Source organism: Opitutales bacterium (assembly GCA_013215165.1).
GTDB lineage: Bacteria > Verrucomicrobiota > Verrucomicrobiia > Opitutales > JABSRG01 > JABSRG01.
Genome location: JABSRG010000024.1, coordinates 1 through 18,477 on the forward strand (window position 1 = coordinate 1; position 18,477 = coordinate 18,477).

Genomic DNA, 18,477 nt, shown 5'->3' on the forward strand with positions numbered 1-18,477 from the left:
CATAGACTGCATTAGCATCTCATCAGTCTTGCTCACTGCGCGCTTGGGCTTGTGGTAAAAACTCGATCGTGGGATCCCGAGTAATTTGCACTGTTTCTTAAGGCTCATTTGAGTTTCCTTTTTAACGAAGCCCATCCTCTGGGAGAGTGACACCGAGCTCATCACAGCTGTCTTTTAAAAAATCCACCTCTACTTTGAGGTGGCCAATTTGCTTGTATAAACGATCTTCTTTGAGCTTCTGCTTGAGGCTATCTTCGTGTTTGTCACGCGTGCCTTCGAACACGCTGCTCTGCTGGCGTTGCTCATCAAGGCCTTTTTCCATTCGGTTACCTGCGTAGGGTGTATCTGATGCCGTTTGGCTATGTCGTGGATCGGCTCCTGTTCGCGCAGCGCCTCCAGCGCTACTTTACTTTTGAATTCAGCGGTGAATTTACGTCGTTTTTTCATCGGTTGCTTGTATCTTATTTCTTCTTAGCAACCTGTCCAACATTGCGGGACCAGCTCATTCGGCGAAGAAATAGACGGCCCCTTAAATCCACTGCTCTACGCCCGGACCTCATCTTGATACAGCTTCTTACGAAACCAGAAGGCGACATTCACGAGAGCGATCATCACCGGAACCTCAACGAGCGGCCCGATCACTGCAGCCAAAGCTGCCCCGGAACCGATCCCGAAAACGGCAACGGCCACCGCGATGGCTAACTCAAAGTTGTTACTCGCAGCCGTAAAGCTGAGGGTGACGCTTTGCTTATAATCCGCATCGACGACCTTCCCCATTATGAAACTTAAAAAAAACATAATTAGGAAATAGATCGTCAATGGAATGGCAATTCGGATCACGTCCAACGGCAACTCGACTATCTTGTCGCCCTTGAAGCTGAACATCAAAACTATCGTTCCTAACAAAGCGATGAGTGTCAGCGGACTGATTTTGGGGACAAAAGTCTCCTCATACCATACACGGCCTTTAGCTTTTACCCCGATCCAACGCGTCAACATGCCTCCGAAAAACGGGATGCCGAGATAGATAAAAACACTCTGGGCCACCTCCCCCATTGTGATCTCGATCACGCTACCCTCCAAGCCGAAGACGCCGGGCAACCAAGTAATGAAGATCCATGCATACACGCTGAAGAACACGATTTGGAACACGCTGTTGAAGGCGACGAGCCCAGCAGCGTATTCATTGTCGCCTTCTGCCAACTCGTTCCAGACAATCACCATGGCAATACAACGCGCCAAACCAATGAGAATGACACCGGTCATATACTCGGGGTAATCGCGCAAAAAGATGATCGCCAAGACAAACATCAGCACCGGCCCAATGAGCCAGTTCTGGATCAACGAAAACATCAGCACTTTCACATTGCGGAACACACGTGGCATCTCCTCGTAGCGCACCTTGGCTAAAGGTGGATACATCATGAGGATGAGACCGATGGCGATTGGGATGTTTGTCGTGCCCACCTGAAATTGGTTCAGAAAACTCTCCGCCCCCTCCCACAGAGCGCCGATGGCCACCCCGACGGCCATGGCCAGAAAAATCCACACCGTGAGATAACGGTCAAGGAAGCCCAGTTTCTTGTTCCCGGGCTGACAGGCTGCTCCTGGATTGTCGCTCATGATGCCAACCCTTGTTTAAATCCAGCCGCATATGCGGAAAATACGTTGTGAATCTCGTCGCGAATACGCCGGAAGGCATCCAACTCAGTCTCGCCGGGCCGCGCGACTTTAGGTGGATCTTCGAAACCCCAGTGGTATCGATCCACTTTCCCTGGAAAGGTCGGGCACGCTTGATCCGCGTTTCCGCAGACAGTGATCACCGTGGTTATCCCCGCATCGAGGAACTGATCCACATGCTTGGACGTGTGTCCGGAGAGATCGATCCCTATCTCGCGCATCACTTCGATTGCAGTGGGATGCACATAGCCCGAAGGCTCGGCGCCCGCGCTAAAAACATCCATCTGGTTTCCAGCCACCGACCGCAAGATACCCTCGGCCATATGGCTGCGACAAGAGTTCCCCGTACACAAAATCAATACTTTCGGTTTCGTCATAATAAATCGTTGAAATCTATATCAATGCAGCAGCGCATGGTGCGCCTTCACAGGCCATGCGCTCAACTATCTCGCTCCGAACAGAGCGATCGTCGTCAAATGGAAGCGCCCCATCCTTTATCTCCTCGAGCGCTTCTAGATTTGCCAGCAACACCGGGTCTTGCGGATCACATAGACGATAGACCATCCACTGAGCCACACGCTCGCCTGTGACCAGTCCGAGTTCTTTCATATAGCGCATTTGCTTCGACACCTTCACCTGGTCAGCCCCGAGTATCTCCATAAAATGGCATACACACAAAGGTCCCCGAAGTAAGAGCGCCAAAATGCGCACCCGTTGGGGATCACTCAGACATTTAAAAAGAGCCAGTGATTGCATATTCCTCGGCAAGCATATGCATTTAATAATATATAAATTGCAATCCTGATTTACAAAATAAAGCTGCCGTCGGGAATAGCTACGATATTCAAAATTGAGCTAATAATGCTGTGCCGTCAGAACCACGAAGGGGCATTAGGGGGTAAGATGCAGACACTCTACCCGAAAGCGTTCGGGATTGCCTGGACCAGGTGTTCACGACCCACAGGAGCCAAGCTGGGGATTGGCGTTCCCGAGTTAAAGACCTTATTGATCCTCCGTCGACTTACGCTCGCAATTGCCCGCTGTCTTAAGGGTGTTGCACTCAGCTTCGACGCGTAGGTTGATCTTTTTGGGGCTGAAGCCTTGAGTCTGAACTGAGGCACTCTCCCTGAGGCCGAGGCAGGGATTTTCTAAAGGGGTAACATGCCCACAATCCGTGCAGACAATATGACTGCTCGCGCCGGTATCCCGTGCGGCAATGTGATACAGTTTTTTACCTTCACCCCCTTCTACCTCGGTCAGCAACTCCGCTGAACTCAGCGCCGAGAGCGTCCGATACACGGTGGACAAGGAAATCAATCGATCAATCTGCTTTGCGCGCGCCAGGACGGCCTCGGCGTCGAGGGGGTCTTCAGCCTGTTCTAACACTTCGCATAAAACACGCCGGACTTGTGTGAGCGAGCTGCCTTTCGATCTCCAATACTCGATCGCTTCCTCAATGAAGGATGAAGACTGCGGTTGCGTGTCTGTATTCATTTAAGCCGCCGATGAAGTCTGATCGTTTTTGAAATCCAAGCTCAGCTCAATCGACTCGCTCGTGTAGGAGCGATCCTGCTGGAATTCACGCATGACGCGGTAGCAAAAGCCTTCGAGGTCCTCGTCATCAATCATTACAGGAAGGCGTTCTAGCTCGTTATGAGAGGACTCGCGGGCTACGATATCGATGTTTTCCTCAATCCAGCGTTTAAGTGGAATAAGGGGGGCGAGGTCTGCGGCATGTTGTCTGCGCGTGATGCTCGTTCCATAAATTCTGAAGAAACACTGCATACACTGGCCAGCGTCAGGACGACTCAGCACTGCTGTTCGCAGATCGAGAATATCGTCAGCAGCATCGCTGAAGCGTTCTGCTACCTGTCCTATTACTGCGTTGAAAGCTATAGCGTCCATTATCCGAGTGTCGGCTAATGAGACGCACTATCAATGGAAAAGTTGCGAATAGCAAAAAAAGAGGAAGGTTTTTTGGCCTTCCTCTGCACTGTGCGCGTAGCGAATTCGCTTACTTTGCCTTGAACTCACCACACCAATCGGTGCTGCTTGTCTCAGGGAAACGGATCGCAAACTTCACCTCACCTGACACACTGAAGGACAAGGTTTGAGGGGGTTGGCGGCGACATTCGCCGGCGTCACCAGCAGTTGCGTTCCAGTGGGCGCATTGCGCGCATACTTCAGTTTTAGTATCTATGCTCATAAGATTGCTCCAGTTCGGGGATTGATGTAGAAATCAAATTACGTCTGCAAGTCCCTGAAATCAAGGAACCTTGGCATCTGGAGCGCAGTTGCGGATGATAGCCATTCTCAATAAAAGATCCTTTGTTGAGAATGAGTCTGAGTGCCACGGATTTGGCTATATCGATATGCTATCTAACATAAGGTCGCGACTGAAACGCCCTAGAATCGTAATGGCTTCGTGAATCTGATGGTTGATGGGCTGCCCTGTGGATAGGCGGATGTAGTTCGTGAACTTCCCTTGCGCTGAAAACAATTCACCAGGCGCGAGGCTGATCCCCTCTTTTAAGGCTAATTCATAGAGTCTCATTCCAGAAACTCCGTGCGGCAGCTCAACCCAGAGACAGCAGCCCCCTTGGGGCTGACTAATCGCAGTACCTTCGGGAAAAGCCTGATGCACGAGATCAATCATCTGCAACATCTGTGTCTCCAAGGCACCCTGTAAACGCCGAAGGTGACGGTCATATGCTTCCGTTTCTAGATACCGAGCTAGTCCCAATTGAGCAACGAGCGGTCCAGTGAACGTCGTTATATATTTCAAGCGCCTTACTCGCTCCGTAAAGCGTCCTCCGGCAACCCAGCCAATGCGCAGCCCTGGAGACAAACACTTAGAAAACGAGGTGCAGTAGATCACCATACCCTTTGTGTCATAGGCCTTGAGAGGGAGTGGGCGCACACCATTGAAGGATAAGTCCCCATAGACATCGTCTTCAATACACGGCACACCGTAGTCGTCCAACAAACTGATCAAGGCACGACGATGCGTCTCACTCATACAATGACCACTGGGATTACTGAAGTTCGTATTGATCACCAGGGCCTTAATATCAAAGCGTTCTAATGCTGTTTTCAGAACATCTAGGTGGATGCCTGTCTTTGCAGAGCATGGGATACCAATCGCCTTCATGCCTAGGCTTTCTAAAATATCCAGATTACCGAAATAACACGGTGACTCGACCGCTACAATTTCGCCGGGCTTAGCAACCGCGCGGATGGCCAAATTTAAGGCCTCCATGGCACCCACGGTAACAGTAATTTCTTCCTCTGATACGTCGAAATAGACGATCGAACAGCGCTGGCTCAGCACGTGTCTGAGCCGCTTGCTCCCGTCAGAGTGTTCATAGTGGCCCAACGATGATACATATTCTCTCGAAGCGGCTGCCAGATGCCGTGAAATTTTTTCATTGGGCAAAAGCTCAGGAGCGACCACCGCCGTACCGAGAGGAACCAGCTGACGATTACTCGCAGCATGAAATACCTGAGCGGCTAGGTCAGATACCCCAACTCGGGTAGGTTCCAGGGGCTCAAGATCTAACGGACTCGCTGGATGAATCAATTCTGCACGCGTTCGGACATAGTAGCCAGATCTCGGACGAGCCTCGACATAACCTTTTGCCTCGAGCACGGCCATCGCTTGAGTGATGACACCGACGCTGCAGCGCTCTTTTCGACTAAGAGCTCTGATTGACGGCAAGCTCTCACCTGCACGGAAAACGCCCCGTCCGATCTGATCAGCCAACGATGCCGCAATTGCTTCGTAGCGGTAACGGGTCAATTCGGTCTCAAGGTTCATGTGGGTATCTTAGCGAGGGTACAGAAATGAGACAGCTTCAACCTTTTTAAAAAACAACTAGTACAGATTCTAAACACACCCTCTGCTTCTGCCATAAAATCTGCGATGTGCATCTCCTTAAATAAACTGGATCGAGGAAAATAGAGTGATGAAACCCAGCTCTGTTCTCACATTCAAACAACGCCTGAGCTCATGGCTCAATGCGCTCCCATGCCTCTTACATAAACCAGAAGGTACTCCTCCAGAAGCACCTCCGTCCATGATCATCGGGTGTTCGCGCTTCTTCCGCGTCAACCGGCCATCCAAATGATATAGCTGCAACGCAGATCGAACCCAGAGCTCACAGGCGCAGAGAAAGTATTCTTTGGCGTGGATTAGCGTTAGTTCGCGGATTTCTCTCCGCTCTTTCTCTCAAAAATATAGACGCTCATAGCGTCGGCTTTTTGTATCGCGTAAGGTCAGATTTGGATCACGAAAACGAAGACGATCACGACCACGTTTACCTCAGTTGCCGCGATCTATTGCATAATCCGGGTGTTAAAGTTGCTTGCTGAGCGACAGATACCAAAAGCGGTTCTCTGAGGTGTATAGAAATGACGGGTACCCCTCGGCATTAAATGCATCACCGGAGACGAAGGGAGGATCTTCGTCAAAGACGTTATTTACACCCAGCGTAACGTCGATGGCACCATACCAATCGTCAGAGTCGGGCATCAGGCTGTAGCTGACTTGAGCGTCGAAAATCCAACGATCCTCGACTTCGCGATCAGTGGATTCAAAGGTCATGGGGTCGAGCTCTTTGTCCTTATATCCATCGATATAGCGCGTGTTGACGCGGACACCGAATCCCTCGTAATTCCACTGCACGTAGCCGGCACCTCTCCACTTCAGGTAGGCATCCCTGCTTTGATCAAAAGTAGGGGATGCGTTGGGTGTGGGATTACCGTCTTCATCGAAGTTTTGGAAGACGATATCTGTCGGAAAGCCAAGATAATCATGAAAGGGCGCTCCTTCGAAATCCTGAACTTCGTAGGATAGTGTCCGCGTAGCCGACGCACCAAATTCCCAGAACCCGATGTCGGTCGCGATGCCATAGTTGATGGTGATATCGAATCCATCCGTCTCGGTGGCACCCACATTGCGAAAGACACCGTTTACAAGGACGATACGGCCGTCGTCGCTGCGCTCCACACTCTCACCGGGGAGCAGGGTGCCACCTGAAGCGTCGCGATTCACCACGTCCTGCAGGTTGACATCCACTTTTCCTTCGCGCTCCACATCCCAGTAGTCGAAGGAAACCGTGAAGCCTGGGATTTGGCTCGGAGAATAAACAAAGCCTACAGTCTGCGTCACAGCCTCTTCAGCTTCCAGCAGAGGACTCGAAGCAATGGTAGCATCGACTTCTGGATCCTCTTCATCCGTCAACGGGTCACGGATGCCCGTCAACGTCGCAGTTTGGCCCTCCGCAAACAGCTCAAACAAGGACGGTTGGCGGTATCCCTCGCTCCACGAGGCGCGCAAGGTAAGGTCCTCAATAGGTTGATAGCGTACAGCGCCTTTACCGACAAAAGTGCTATCTTTTTGAGTAACGAAATTCTCATAGCGACCCGCCAAAACTATATCGAGGCTGTGAATACCGGGTGCATCCTGCTCTGGACTCACTATGGGAATATCCATTTCGGCAAACACACTTTGGGTCGAGCGCGCCGCGTCGGTGATCGTTGCTGTTGATTCGCCAGAAACATCGCCAGTAAATGCTAGTAGGTCAGGACGCTCGGTCACAGACTCACGCCGATGCTCATAACCTAGAGCAATCCCGACCTCACCGCCGGGTAATTCCAAAAGCTCGGGGTTCACCAAGAGCGCTTGAGCAAACGCCAAATCGGATTCGCGCTCACTGATCAAATTCACCGTGGCATAGTCGATGAGATCAAAATTGTTTTTGATATCTACGAGGTAGCTGTTGAATGGATTGAAAGCCGCCTGACCCTCAAATTCTCCGCCCGTTTGAAAGAGCGGAGAGGCTTGGTTCAGAATCTCGTTAAAGGCAGAGATTTGAATGCGTTCGGCCTCGGTTTCGATTTCGATACGGCTGTAGCGAACACTCACATCCAAGTCCCAGCTGGTATCTGCCATATCGTCGACCCGAAGCCCTACCGTCGCAAGAAATGCGTCCGTGGTATCCACATCAACTCGGTTCCCATGCTCCCAAATCCGCATGCGGGTAAATCCAGAAATGTCCTCGTTGAAAAGATTCCAAGGATTAAAGGCGTCTACAGGCACCCCATCGAGGCGGCCGCCGATGGGCGCGGCTGTGCGCGCGGGAATGACGATCGACGCGCCCGTCGGATTTGAAAAATTACCCGTAGCGGTCGGTGCCAGCTCGTTGATGATCTCGGTCTGCTGATAGTAGACATCCCCATAAAGTTGAATCGAGCCGTCGGCGATCACATCATACTCGTAGGTCGCAAATCCACCCACGCGCTCTTGTTCAGGAAAAGACTGTGATGTCAGGTTGAAGTTAAAGTAGCTCAGCTCGAAACCATCGGGAATCAGATCGGATATAAGATACTGGTCGATCGTCTCAGTGCCTGTGACTTCTTCCAGTGGCAGCCCATCAATAAAACTACCGTCTATATAATTGAGGTAGGTCGGGCTGACGAAAGAAAATGAGTCGAACAGATCGCCGCTATCGGGATCAAACAAGCCATCTGGGGGCGTCAGCCCGGCGTTCAGGTAAGCCTCTTCGATCGCTGCGTAAGACACCTCGGTGTTTACCGGGCGCGCATTGGTGCTAACAAACAGTGGCAGCGCTGAGTAATCCCGATCGCGGTTAAAGATGGCATTGCGACTATAGTAATGCGCACCCGCTGTAATATGAAAACGATCTGATCCATAACCCACCAGATATGACGCGCTCACCTCGGATGAATCCTCATCGAACGTATTACCATAGCGCACCGTAAACTCAGATCCTTCAAAGTCAGATCGCATGGTAATATTGACGACACCGGCGATCGCATCGGCGCCATAGATAGATGAGGCTCCGTCTTTAAGAATCTCAATTCGCTCAATCGCCTCCAATGGTATCGAATTCAGGTCTACAAAGGCAGTAGTCCCCTCATCACCACGTGGATAAGCAGCCACGCGTTTGCCATTTATCAGAACAAGTGTGGCGTCCGAGCCGAGACCGCGCAGTGACATTGAGGCCGCACCCGGTGTGAATCCGGTAGCATTATTACTCACTGGCACGCCCCCTCCATTATTTACGGTCAAATTTCGCAGAAATTCCGACGTATTGGCATAGCCATACTTCTCAATATCAGCGCGCTCTAAACGGATGAGCGGCGAAGCTTGGGCATCCAGAGCCGTATCCGTAGCTGGGATAAGCGAACCCGTAGTGGTGAACGTCTCCAATTCGAGGAGCTCAGGATCTTGGGCATAGGTAACAGTCACTCCGAGCAAGGTTAGAGAGACGATTGAGAACAATCGTGTACAGCGTGAAGGCTGCGAGAGATAAGCGGCGTTCATTGACAGTCGTTGGTTTAGATTCGCTGCCGTCTTAGACGACAAGCGCCACAGAAAAGTAATAGGAACTTAGCACAAATAGACTCCCTGCGGCTGCATCCGGCTTTCAGCCTCCGATATACGACATTTCCACTTTCTTGCTCCGATCACTCACTCGCTCACTTCTCAACTCGCTGTAACGGTCTTCGCGAGCCGACCAAATCTTAACAATGCGTTGAGTCAGAGCCTCTGGATCTTCGCCATCACGCAACCATTTTCGAAAGTCATACCCTATGGAGGCGAAAAGACAGGTAAACAGCTTCCCCTCCGCAGAAATCCGTGCGCGCGAACAATCCCCACAAAAGGGCTTGGAAATTGATGTAATGAACCCCACTTCACCGGCCCCATCGGAATAGCGGTAACGTTTGGCCACCTCACCCATATAGGCAGCGTCGATCGGTATAAGCTCAAACGAACGGCGTAAGTCTTTCAGGATGTCCGCAGCACGGTAGACCCGCTCTTGATTCCAATCATTGTGGTTTCCCACATCCATAAATTCGATGAATCGCAGCGTATGTCCACGTTCACGAAATGTCTGAGCCATAGGCAGTATCTCGTGTTCATTGACTCCGCGCTCCACCACCATATTGATCTTCACCGGCAGCCCCTCATTCGCGGCGGCATCGATACCATCCAAGACGCGTTTGACGTCGCCACGCCCGCCACTCATGCGCCGAAAGATTTCTGGATCGATTGCATCTAGGCTCACATTGACCCGGTCCAGACCAGCGGCCTTCAGGGCGAGTATATGGCGCGGCAACGCGATAGCATTTGTCGTGAGAGCTACATCCTCGATCCCCCCAATGCCCTTGATCCTCTGAATCAATTCCGCGACACCTGGGCGCAAGAGGGGTTCACCTCCAGTAAGGCGTATCTTAGAAACCCCGCAGGCAGCAAATGCCTCGATGAGCAGGACGATTTCATCAAAACTAAGCAATTCCCGCTGAGGCAAGAAGGCGTAGTCTGGACCGAAGACCTCGGACGGCATGCAATACGTGCAGCGCAGATTACAGCGGTCGATCAATGAAATACGCAGGTCGCGGATAGGCCGGGCAAGTCTATCTAGGGGTGGGTGATGCAGACTCATGCGATGCTGACTCCTTTCCGCAGTTCTATCTCCTGGATTGCCCACGCGGCATGTTCTGCCAAGAGTGGATCCTGTGAGCTAGCCGCCTGGCGTAAGGCTGGGATATCCTCATCCGTTCCGATATTCCCCAAAACCACGCAAATGTTTCGCTTCCATCTCGGTAGCTTTAATCGGCGGACTGGAGTGCCCGCAAAGGCAGCGTGAAATGCGTCGTCATCCCAGGCTAACATCTCACGCAGATCAGGTAAGCCTGGATGCGTGAACTTTGCCTCAGCGGTTTGTTGAGCCCAGTGCACCCAGGGGCAGATGTCCAAGCACGCGTCGCAACCAAACAGCCGATCCCCGATCGCCCGCCGAAACTCTATTGGTATCGGTCCGTCGTGCTCAATCGTCAGGTAAGCAATGCAGCGCCGCGCATCGAGTTGATACGGGGCAGTGATAGCGCGAGTCGGACACACGTCGATGCACTTCGTGCAGCGTCCGCAGTGGTCTTTGATGGCGGGATCACGATCAAATTCCAGAGTGGTTATAATCGTCCCAAGAAAAAGATAGGGGCCAAATTTCTTGTTGATGATTATCGTGCTCTTACCCTGCCACCCGAGCCCTGCCGCTTCGGCCAGCGGTTTCTCTAAGATAGGGCCCGTATCGACATAAGGCCGCTGATCTCCCCCTTGCTCACGCATCCAAGTGCAGAGCTGTTTGAGCTTTTTGTAGAAGACTTTGTGATAGTCCTTACCTAGGGCATATTTTGAAATACGACCGCGACGCTCCGGTTCTTGTTGATAATAATTTAGCCCTAGGGCGACGATAGTTTTAGCCTCAGGCCAGGCTTTGTCCGGATGGAGCCGTGTATCGATACGATTCTCCATCCAACGCATGGTCCCGTGTTTTCCCTCAGCGATCCACTTACGATAATAATCGCCTCGCAGTTCGACGTCGATCGGAGCGAAGCCACAGGCATCGATCCCAAGGCTGAGCGCCTGTTTTCGGCAGGCAGCATTCAGGCTGTCATGCTCAACCATGCATGTAAGGCAGGAACCAGTCTGGCTCGTTACCTGGCCTCCATTTGATACTACAGCCCAGGGAAGGATGTTGGTCAACTTCCGGGACTTCGTGGCCCTGAAGGACAAGATCGATGGCACTTCGTAAATCATCCCCGGTCGCCTTTGCCCCACGCGTCGGGCCTTCCGGGGCGGTGGGATGATCGGGACGCGATGCATCAAACTGGCCACGATACGCGAGCTTTAGATCCTTATCAAAGAGGAAGAAATCAGGCGTACAGGCCGCGCCATAGAGTTTGGCCACCTGTTGCATATCATCGAAAAGGTAGCGAAAGGGAAATCGGTGATTCCGTGCCTCCTCAATCATGCGATCCGGCGCATCTTGAGGGTAACGGTCGACATCGTTGCTATTGATTGCCAGCACTCCCAACCCCTTCGGTAGATAGTCGCGGACCAATTGGCCGAAGGCGTCGCGAATGTGATGCACATAAGGGCAATGATTACAGATAAACGCGATCAACAGGGCCGGTTTGTTTCTGTATTCGTCGAGAGAAACGATATTTCCAGACAAGGGCTCGGGCAGCGTGAAGTGAGCGGCTTCCCAGCCGAGCGGATGCATTGTAGACGGAACAGCGACCATGGATGTTAGCAAACAGAGGATTGTCGACGATGCAACCTTAGGCGGACCGGATCGATGCCACAAAAAAACATCTGCCTATTCGGTTGCAGAAAGCAGCGCCCGACTCCCGCCATCAAAATCAGCAAACCAAGTTTTGAAGACCTCGTGAGCCACTGGACCCGCGGTGCTTCCGCCGTGAAAATTGTCGCCAGGTTGCGTGCCTTCGATCATGACACAGACAGCCACCTGTGGCTCCTCTACGGGCGCAAAACCGATAAACCAGGCCAGCGTCGAATCCTCACCCTTGATTTTGACCTGTGCGGTCCCTGTTTTTCCAGCGATACGGAGACCGGGGACTTGAACGAGTTTGGCTGTGCCCTCGGTCACCGCGAGTTCCATACCATCAATAATAGCCTGATACTCTTCCGGTTGGAGCCCGATCGGTTCGGTAGCATGATCCACGGCCACGCCGACAGGCAGCTTGTTCAGTGTCGGTTGAGTGCGAGTCTCCCCACGCGCTACAGACGCCGCTACCAGTGCCATATGCATGGGGGTAGTCAGCAGAAAACCCTGACCAATCGAGGTGTTGGCCGTATCCCCAGGCACCCATCCACCGCGCCCATTCTCACGCTTCCAAGCCTTGCTGGGCACGATCATCCGCGAGGCCATAAAGGGCAGCTCAAGATCGATTCGCTTATCGATACCGAAACGTTTTGCCTCAGCACTCAGGCGATCAATGCCAAGATCCATTCCGGTACGGTAAAAAAATACATTTGCCGATACAGAGAGCGCCTCCGCGACATCGATGACTCCATAACCATAATCGCTATGGCAGGGAAACAGGCGATTACCGACACGGAAGTATTTTCCACTCTCCAACCGCGTATCCGGCTCGATGATGTCGTGCTTTAAATCGGCAATCGATGTGATGACTTTGAAGGTCGACCCCGGCGGGTAGAGACCTTGAGTCGCCCGGTTGATCCACGCGCCACGATCGTTGATATCTTGATATACAGCATGGGAAATGAAAGGGGACATATCATTGAGATTGTAATCGGGTTTACTGACGAGAGTCAGGATTTCGCCCGTATCCACTTTCAAGGCGATCACCGCACCCGTTTTATCGCCCACCACACCCTCGGCTGCTAATTGCATTCTAAGGTCGAGACTCGTTACCAAATCCGCTCCTTTACTGGGACGATGTAGCTCCACCAAGCCTTCACGGTATCCGCTTTTATCGACGCGATATATCTCGGTTCCTGCTGCTCCTTTGAGCCGTTCATCAAAGTGGCGCTCAATGCCGGCTCGGCCTACTTTGCCCTTCAGCTTAAACGTCATGAGATTCGACGCTGCATCAGATTCTACCTCTTCGTCTTCAACGAACCGATTCACCACATATCCTAAGGTGTGAGACGCCGCGTTTCCATGCGGGTAGAATCGGGCACTCTCCGTACGAATTTTTACCGGTGAATTGGGGGATAACTGTTCCACCAAAATTGCATATTCCTCGGGAGTGAGATCGTCCATGAGGGTTAAGGGTAAAAGACGCTCTTCGTTGTAGTGCCGCTGTAGTCTACGCAGATCGAGAACCTCATTCCGGCCCGTCAGATCGTTAACGCGATCAAGATGACTCTGGAGCACCGATTGGCGGGCTTCCCAGACCAACTTTGATACAAGCTCTGAAGTTGTCTTCGGAGGTTCTTTTTTACCTTCTCTAATTGCTTGATCAAATGCCCGGCGGCGTAGGATGTAATCAGGATAAAACTCACTACGCCGGAGCTGATTGAGATCATCGGGATAAACCACCGCCGAGAAACGCGGCCGATTTCCAACGAGAAGCTCACCGTTGCGATCAAAAATATTCCCCCGAGGCCCAGGATAAACGATGAGCCTTTGGGCCTGACGCTTTTCACGGTCCAAATACTCTTTATATTGGAAGAGTTGGCGGTATGCGAGCCCCCCTGATAGGGTCAGCATGCAAAGTCCCAAGACCCAAAAAAATACGCTGATACGCGGGTTGTGCGTATCATAGCGGCGTATGAGTTTAGGATCGTCAGTCAACGGAGGTCTTCTTTGAAAATCTGTATACCGAAGGCCAACCGCAAAGTGCTCTTCTGCAAGTCGAGATACCAGGGTGCCACAAGCGTTAAGACTACAGTGGAGAGGAAAAGGTTCACAACTAATTGCACCCAAATTTCTTGGATCAAGGTAGCGTCCCCAAGACTAAAAAGAGTAATAAGAATAAAGCAAAATACATTCACCGCCTGAGCCAGAAAGATGAACTGTCCGGTATTCCCACGATGGAGGCGCCCACGAAAAAATTGGATTGCTACAAATATCCCACCAAAAGATAGGCCATACATACCAAAAAAGGCGGGGGATATCGCATCCAATAACAATCCGCTAAAGACACAGCCAAAAAAGCCAGAAAATCCGGTGAGATTAAGTGCCAAAAATAAAGGCAGCACCCCAACTAAAAAGATACTCACGCCCGTCGCTGACAGAGTATGATTGAGGTATCCCACCACCGCAATGAGGCAATAATTCATTACCAAAGGCAGCCAAAATCTAGGATTGAGTAAGGGCTCTAAAATCATCGATCTACAGCGTTTTCGAGTCTGCTGCTGGAAGTAATATAGCCACCTCTTGAATACTCAAAAGAGATTCTGGAAGACCCACACGCCCTTCCAGAAAAATGCCGTCTCTTCCGGGATATAGATCTGAGACAACACCGATGCTCAGGCCTGCTGGGAAGATCCCACCAAGGCCTGATGACACAAGGCGCAGGGGTGCATCAGAGGAAACGATCAGGTCCGACGGGACATTGCGCACAGCCCCGTAAGGCAGTGTAAAATTCCCACCTCCACAGCCTTCGAAAGTCACTGGGCGCGGGTCCCCTTCAAAATGTGCAGCAATTCGAAAGCGCGGTGAGGTAATGAGATCGATTTCAGAAGTATACGCATGCACATCCACCACGCGGCCCACGATCCCCTCCTGGAAGATCACCGGGGCTCCCTCCACGATGCCATGTACCGCGCCTTTGCGGACCACGATGCGTTGCCACCAGTGGTTCATATCCCGGCGAACGACACGGGCAATTTCGCTGCGAAAATTGGGCTGGGGCGGGAGATCGAGAAAGGTTTCGAGCTGTGACAACTGGAGCTGTAAGTCATCTACCATTCCAACGCGCAACTGGTAGGCCCCATTGAGCCGACGTAGATCCCGAATTTCCTCAATTAACTCCCGGCGACTGTGGGTCCGCGCGCCAATCGTAGATTGCGTGTCTGCCACGTATGATGCCGCCGACCAGAGGGGAGCTTGAACTTCGTAGAGAATGTCTTCTGCAACGCGACGCACAAGGCCGTGCGCAAACCACCACCCGAGGATAAAAATGCCAAACAGGATGAAAGGTCGGTAGGGCTCCAGCGACTTCCAGCGCACAGGCTTCTACCTTGGTGGCTCAGCTCCCCCGCCCCATGGCAAGGTCCTTGAGGAGAAATTGCAGCTCTTGTAACACCATCCCAGTTCCGTTTGCAACAGCACTGAGTGGATCATCTGCCACGATCACTGGCAGACCCGTTGCATCTGAAATGAGTTTGTCTAATCCCCGGATCAATGCGCCCCCTCCGGCAAGCACCAGACCACGGTCCACCAGGTCTGCAGACAGCTCAGGAGGACAACGCTCTAAGGCAGTGCGCACGAGCTCTATAATCGCGCTCATCGTATCTGCCAGAGCTTCACGTATCTCTTGGGAAGTAATTTGAATCGTCTTGGGGAGCCCGGCTACGGAATCGCGACCGCGCACCTCCATACTCATCTCGTCATCCATCGGATAAGCAGAACCTACGGAGATTTTAATTTCTTCAGCCGTGCGCTCACCTACCATCAGGTTGTAGGCGCGCTTCATATAGTTGATGATGGCGTTGTCGATTTCATCTCCGCCGACACGGATACTTTTGGTAAAGACGACACCCGCCAAAGATACAATCGCGACCTCTGTTGTGCCCCCTCCGATATCGACAATCATATTGGCAGCGGGATCTTCGATGGGAAGACCGACTCCAATCGCTGCCGCCATCGGTTCTTCGATCAACACCACATCCCTTGCTCCCGCACGCACTGCGGAATCTTTCACAGCCCGGCGCTCCACCTCTGTAATTCCTGATGGCACAGCAACCACGACCCGTGGGGCAGCGAGCTTCACATTCTGCTGAGCTCGGCTGATAAAATACTTCAGCATCGCCTCAGTAATCTCGAAATCCGCGATCACGCCGTCTTTCATGGGTCGGATAGCAGTGATGTTACCAGGAGTACGCCCCAACATTCGTTTCGCCTCCAAGCCGACCGCACACACTTTGCGGGTTGAAGTATAAATGGCTACCACGCTGGGCTCGCGCAGCACGATCCCTTTGTCTTTAGCAAACACCAAAGTGTTCGCGGTGCCCAAATCAATTCCTATGTCGTTCGATAAAAAGCCTAGCACGGGTGGGTATTTTAAGTTGTTTGCCGTGAGCGTCGCGCGTCACACAACGAAGTCAAAGCTAAGTGTTAGCTAGTTTTGACGGCAACTCTCACAGAATAAAAAGGAAAAGAGCATGTTTCCTACCTCAAGTGACCTACTCTTGGAGATATTGCTCAGCAAAATAGGAAAAAATGATATCAGCCCCGGCTCGTTTGATAGCAATAAGCGCTTCATCGCGCGTCTCTTCTAGAGACAACCATCCCTGATGAGCCGCCGCATGAATCTGGCTGTATTCTCCAGAAACTTGGTAAGCCGCGACGGGCAGCTGAGTGTGTTCCCGCAAATCTCGAATGATGTCGAGGTAACTTCCAGCGGGCTTAACCATGACAATATCAGCGCCCTCTGCCTCATCCAATTCGAGTTCATTAATCGCCTCACGCCGATTCGCAGGATCCATTTGGTAGGTATGCTTGGAGAGCAAATGAGTGCCTGCGGCTTGGGCGCTGCCGACGGCATCGCGGAAAGGCCCGTAGTAAGCTGAAGCATATTTGGCAGTATACGCCATAATTCCGACGGACGAATAGCCGGAGTCCTCTAGGGCATCGCGAATCACACCCACACGCCCATCCATCATATCGGACGGTGCCACGAAATCGACCCCAGCCTCGGCATGAAGCAGAGCCATTTGTGCAAGAACTTCGAGACTGCTGTCGTTATCGACATCACTGCCGTCTTCTGTGAGCACCCCGTCGTGACCATGGGTCGTATATGGATCAAGCGCAATATCTGTGAACAATTGAAGTCCAGGCGCAGCAGCTTTGACCGCTCGCGCGGCACGCAAGATGAGTGTATCCCGGTTGAGGGCTTCATCGCCTCGTTCTGTCTTCAAGGACCGGTCAAGTTTGGGAAACAAGGCGACTCCACGCAATCCCCGCTGGGTTAACTCGCTACAAAACTGGGCGGTATCTGTAATCGACCTTCTAAATTGGCCCGGCATCGAAGCGATTTCTTCAGGTGCCGCATCGCCATCGACCACAAACAATGGCAAAACAAAATCAGTAGGGCGGAGAAAATTCTCTCGGACCAGATCGCGGATAGCCGGATTCTTCCTCAGACGTCGCGGTCTCTGAGGCAGGATAAAAGCGTCATGCTGTGAGGAATCAGCCATGCCGAAAGACAACGGAATTTCCCCGGCGAAGCAAAGTAATTAAAGCGTTTTGATACGGATCCCACCGCCAAAAGTACGCGCATGGATTTCTGCATCCCCGCTTCCAAAGCTGCCCCTCATCTCGCTGCCTTCTCTCTCCCCTTCAAAATTCCAATTATCATCAAGACGAACACGCCCGCCTTCAGTCTTCGCATCCAGGGTTCCTCCCAGTCGAGGATCGAGTGCTATTGAGATCCCGCCCCCCATGGTGTTGAGCTTCACCGCCTTTACCTCGATTCCAGAGACTTCCGCCGACACAGAGCCGCCAGTGGTCTCAGCAATGACGATTTCCCCCATCGTCTCGATGTCTATACTTCCTCCCGAAGTCTTAGCTTCGACAGAGCCCATCGAGTCTTCGATTTTGATGGCACCGCCACTTGTCTTTACATCCATGTTCCCATCAATGGCATCCAAGCGAATCGCACCGCCAGAAGTCCGCGCCATGACATCTCCATTTATCCGGTCCATCTCAATACGGCCTCCGGAGGTTTTCACAATACAATCTCCGTTCATGTTCAGGACCTCGATCCCTCCGCCGGAGGTACGCGCCGTGACTTGCATCGAAGAAGGCACCGTCACTTCTAGCCGAATACGTGGCTGACTTCCCCATTGAAAAAAACGTTTCCAGCCCTTGCCCACTCCCTGGCGCAGCAACACTCTGAGCTGACCCGATTCAGTCGAAGCTTCAAGCCTCATGGCGTCGCGTAATTCGGCCGCCTTCTCAGGATCGTCTGTTCGATAATCAATCGACCAATTCACCCGCGCCCTCGCTTCATCCCCTCCAACCACCACGATATTTGCAGCCTGGACATCGATGTCCAAGGCAACCAAATCCACTGCATCAAATAGCTCGCTGAAGTTCTCTTCGACGCCGTCACCTAACGCGTTGGTTGAGATTGCAATTGCACACGCAAAGAGGAATGCTTTCTTTCGAACGAGTCTAGTATCCATGAAGCCTTCAAGCGACCTGCTGACACTCAACCGTCTAGTTTTTTTGTCAAAATTTGGACTTTCTCACAAGCAATAGGATTACAAGT

Annotated in this window: 18 protein-coding genes; all 18 read right to left on the reverse strand. The window is 52.0% G+C overall.

All coding sequences use genetic code 11. The features are described from left to right. Nucleotides 1-189 precede the first annotated feature (189 nt). On the reverse strand, nucleotides 190-447 hold the full coding sequence (locus HRU10_06790; GenBank protein ID NRA26938.1) for a transposase: 258 nt from the start codon (nucleotides 445-447) through the stop codon (nucleotides 190-192). A 96-nt stretch (nucleotides 448-543) separates the two neighbouring features. Continuing rightward, on the reverse strand, nucleotides 544-1,623 hold the full coding sequence (gene arsB / locus HRU10_06795) for an ACR3 family arsenite efflux transporter (GenBank protein NRA26939.1): 1,080 nt from the start codon (nucleotides 1,621-1,623) through the stop codon (nucleotides 544-546). After that, nucleotides 1,620-2,057, reverse strand: coding sequence for an arsenate reductase ArsC (locus HRU10_06800; GenBank protein NRA26940.1), 438 nt, complete (start codon nucleotides 2,055-2,057; stop codon nucleotides 1,620-1,622). Before HRU10_06800 ends, arsB begins: the two co-directional genes overlap by 4 nt. A 16-nt stretch (nucleotides 2,058-2,073) precedes the next feature. Then, on the reverse strand, nucleotides 2,074-2,436 hold the full coding sequence (locus HRU10_06805) for a winged helix-turn-helix transcriptional regulator (protein NRA26941.1): 363 nt from the start codon (nucleotides 2,434-2,436) through the stop codon (nucleotides 2,074-2,076). A gap of 246 nt (nucleotides 2,437-2,682) precedes the next feature. Continuing rightward, the gene (locus tag HRU10_06810; protein ID NRA26942.1) at nucleotides 2,683-3,174 is read right to left on the reverse strand and encodes a transcriptional repressor; all 492 of its coding nucleotides are present in this window, start codon (nucleotides 3,172-3,174) and stop codon (nucleotides 2,683-2,685) included. Beyond that, nucleotides 3,175-3,585, reverse strand: coding sequence for a hypothetical protein (locus HRU10_06815; protein NRA26943.1), 411 nt, complete (start codon nucleotides 3,583-3,585; stop codon nucleotides 3,175-3,177). Nucleotides 3,586-3,694: 109 nt separating this feature from the next. Beyond that, a complete protein-coding gene (locus tag HRU10_06820; protein NRA26944.1) occupies nucleotides 3,695-3,886 on the reverse strand; it encodes a hypothetical protein in 192 nt (63 codons plus the stop codon). 156 nt (nucleotides 3,887-4,042) lie between these two features. Beyond that, nucleotides 4,043-5,497, reverse strand: coding sequence for a PLP-dependent aminotransferase family protein (locus HRU10_06825; GenBank protein NRA26945.1), 1,455 nt, complete (start codon nucleotides 5,495-5,497; stop codon nucleotides 4,043-4,045). Between the two features lie 537 nt (nucleotides 5,498-6,034). Continuing rightward, a complete protein-coding gene (locus tag HRU10_06830; protein NRA26946.1) occupies nucleotides 6,035-8,962 on the reverse strand; it encodes a TonB-dependent receptor in 2,928 nt (975 codons plus the stop codon). 169 nt (nucleotides 8,963-9,131) lie between these two features. Next, entirely contained in the window at nucleotides 9,132-10,151 is a 1,020-nt protein-coding gene (gene moaA, locus HRU10_06835) for a GTP 3',8-cyclase MoaA (GenBank protein ID NRA26947.1), read from the reverse strand. Next, nucleotides 10,148-11,173, reverse strand: coding sequence for a tRNA epoxyqueuosine(34) reductase QueG (queG, locus tag HRU10_06840; protein ID NRA26948.1), 1,026 nt, complete (start codon nucleotides 11,171-11,173; stop codon nucleotides 10,148-10,150). Before queG ends, moaA begins: the two co-directional genes overlap by 4 nt. Further along, on the reverse strand, nucleotides 11,166-11,792 hold the full coding sequence (locus HRU10_06845; protein NRA26949.1) for a thioredoxin family protein: 627 nt from the start codon (nucleotides 11,790-11,792) through the stop codon (nucleotides 11,166-11,168). Before HRU10_06845 ends, queG begins: the two co-directional genes overlap by 8 nt. Before the next feature lie 75 nt (nucleotides 11,793-11,867). Then, the gene (locus HRU10_06850; GenBank protein ID NRA26950.1) at nucleotides 11,868-13,832 is read right to left on the reverse strand and encodes a peptidoglycan glycosyltransferase; all 1,965 of its coding nucleotides are present in this window, start codon (nucleotides 13,830-13,832) and stop codon (nucleotides 11,868-11,870) included. Further along, a complete protein-coding gene (locus HRU10_06855; GenBank protein NRA26951.1) occupies nucleotides 13,829-14,368 on the reverse strand; it encodes a hypothetical protein in 540 nt (179 codons plus the stop codon). The genes HRU10_06850 and HRU10_06855 overlap by 4 nt, the downstream gene beginning before the upstream one ends. Before the next feature lie 4 nt (nucleotides 14,369-14,372). After that, the gene (locus HRU10_06860; protein NRA26952.1) at nucleotides 14,373-15,212 is read right to left on the reverse strand and encodes a rod shape-determining protein MreC; all 840 of its coding nucleotides are present in this window, start codon (nucleotides 15,210-15,212) and stop codon (nucleotides 14,373-14,375) included. Nucleotides 15,213-15,231: 19 nt separating this feature from the next. Continuing rightward, nucleotides 15,232-16,254 (reverse strand): rod shape-determining protein, encoded by a 1,023-nt coding sequence (locus tag HRU10_06865; GenBank protein ID NRA26953.1) that lies wholly within the window; start codon nucleotides 16,252-16,254, stop codon nucleotides 15,232-15,234. A gap of 133 nt (nucleotides 16,255-16,387) precedes the next feature. Further along, nucleotides 16,388-17,401, reverse strand: coding sequence for a porphobilinogen synthase (gene hemB / locus HRU10_06870; GenBank protein NRA26954.1), 1,014 nt, complete (start codon nucleotides 17,399-17,401; stop codon nucleotides 16,388-16,390). A 39-nt stretch (nucleotides 17,402-17,440) separates the two neighbouring features. Then, on the reverse strand, nucleotides 17,441-18,391 hold the full coding sequence (locus HRU10_06875) for a DUF4097 family beta strand repeat protein (protein NRA26955.1): 951 nt from the start codon (nucleotides 18,389-18,391) through the stop codon (nucleotides 17,441-17,443). Nucleotides 18,392-18,477: the final 86 nt, after the last annotated feature.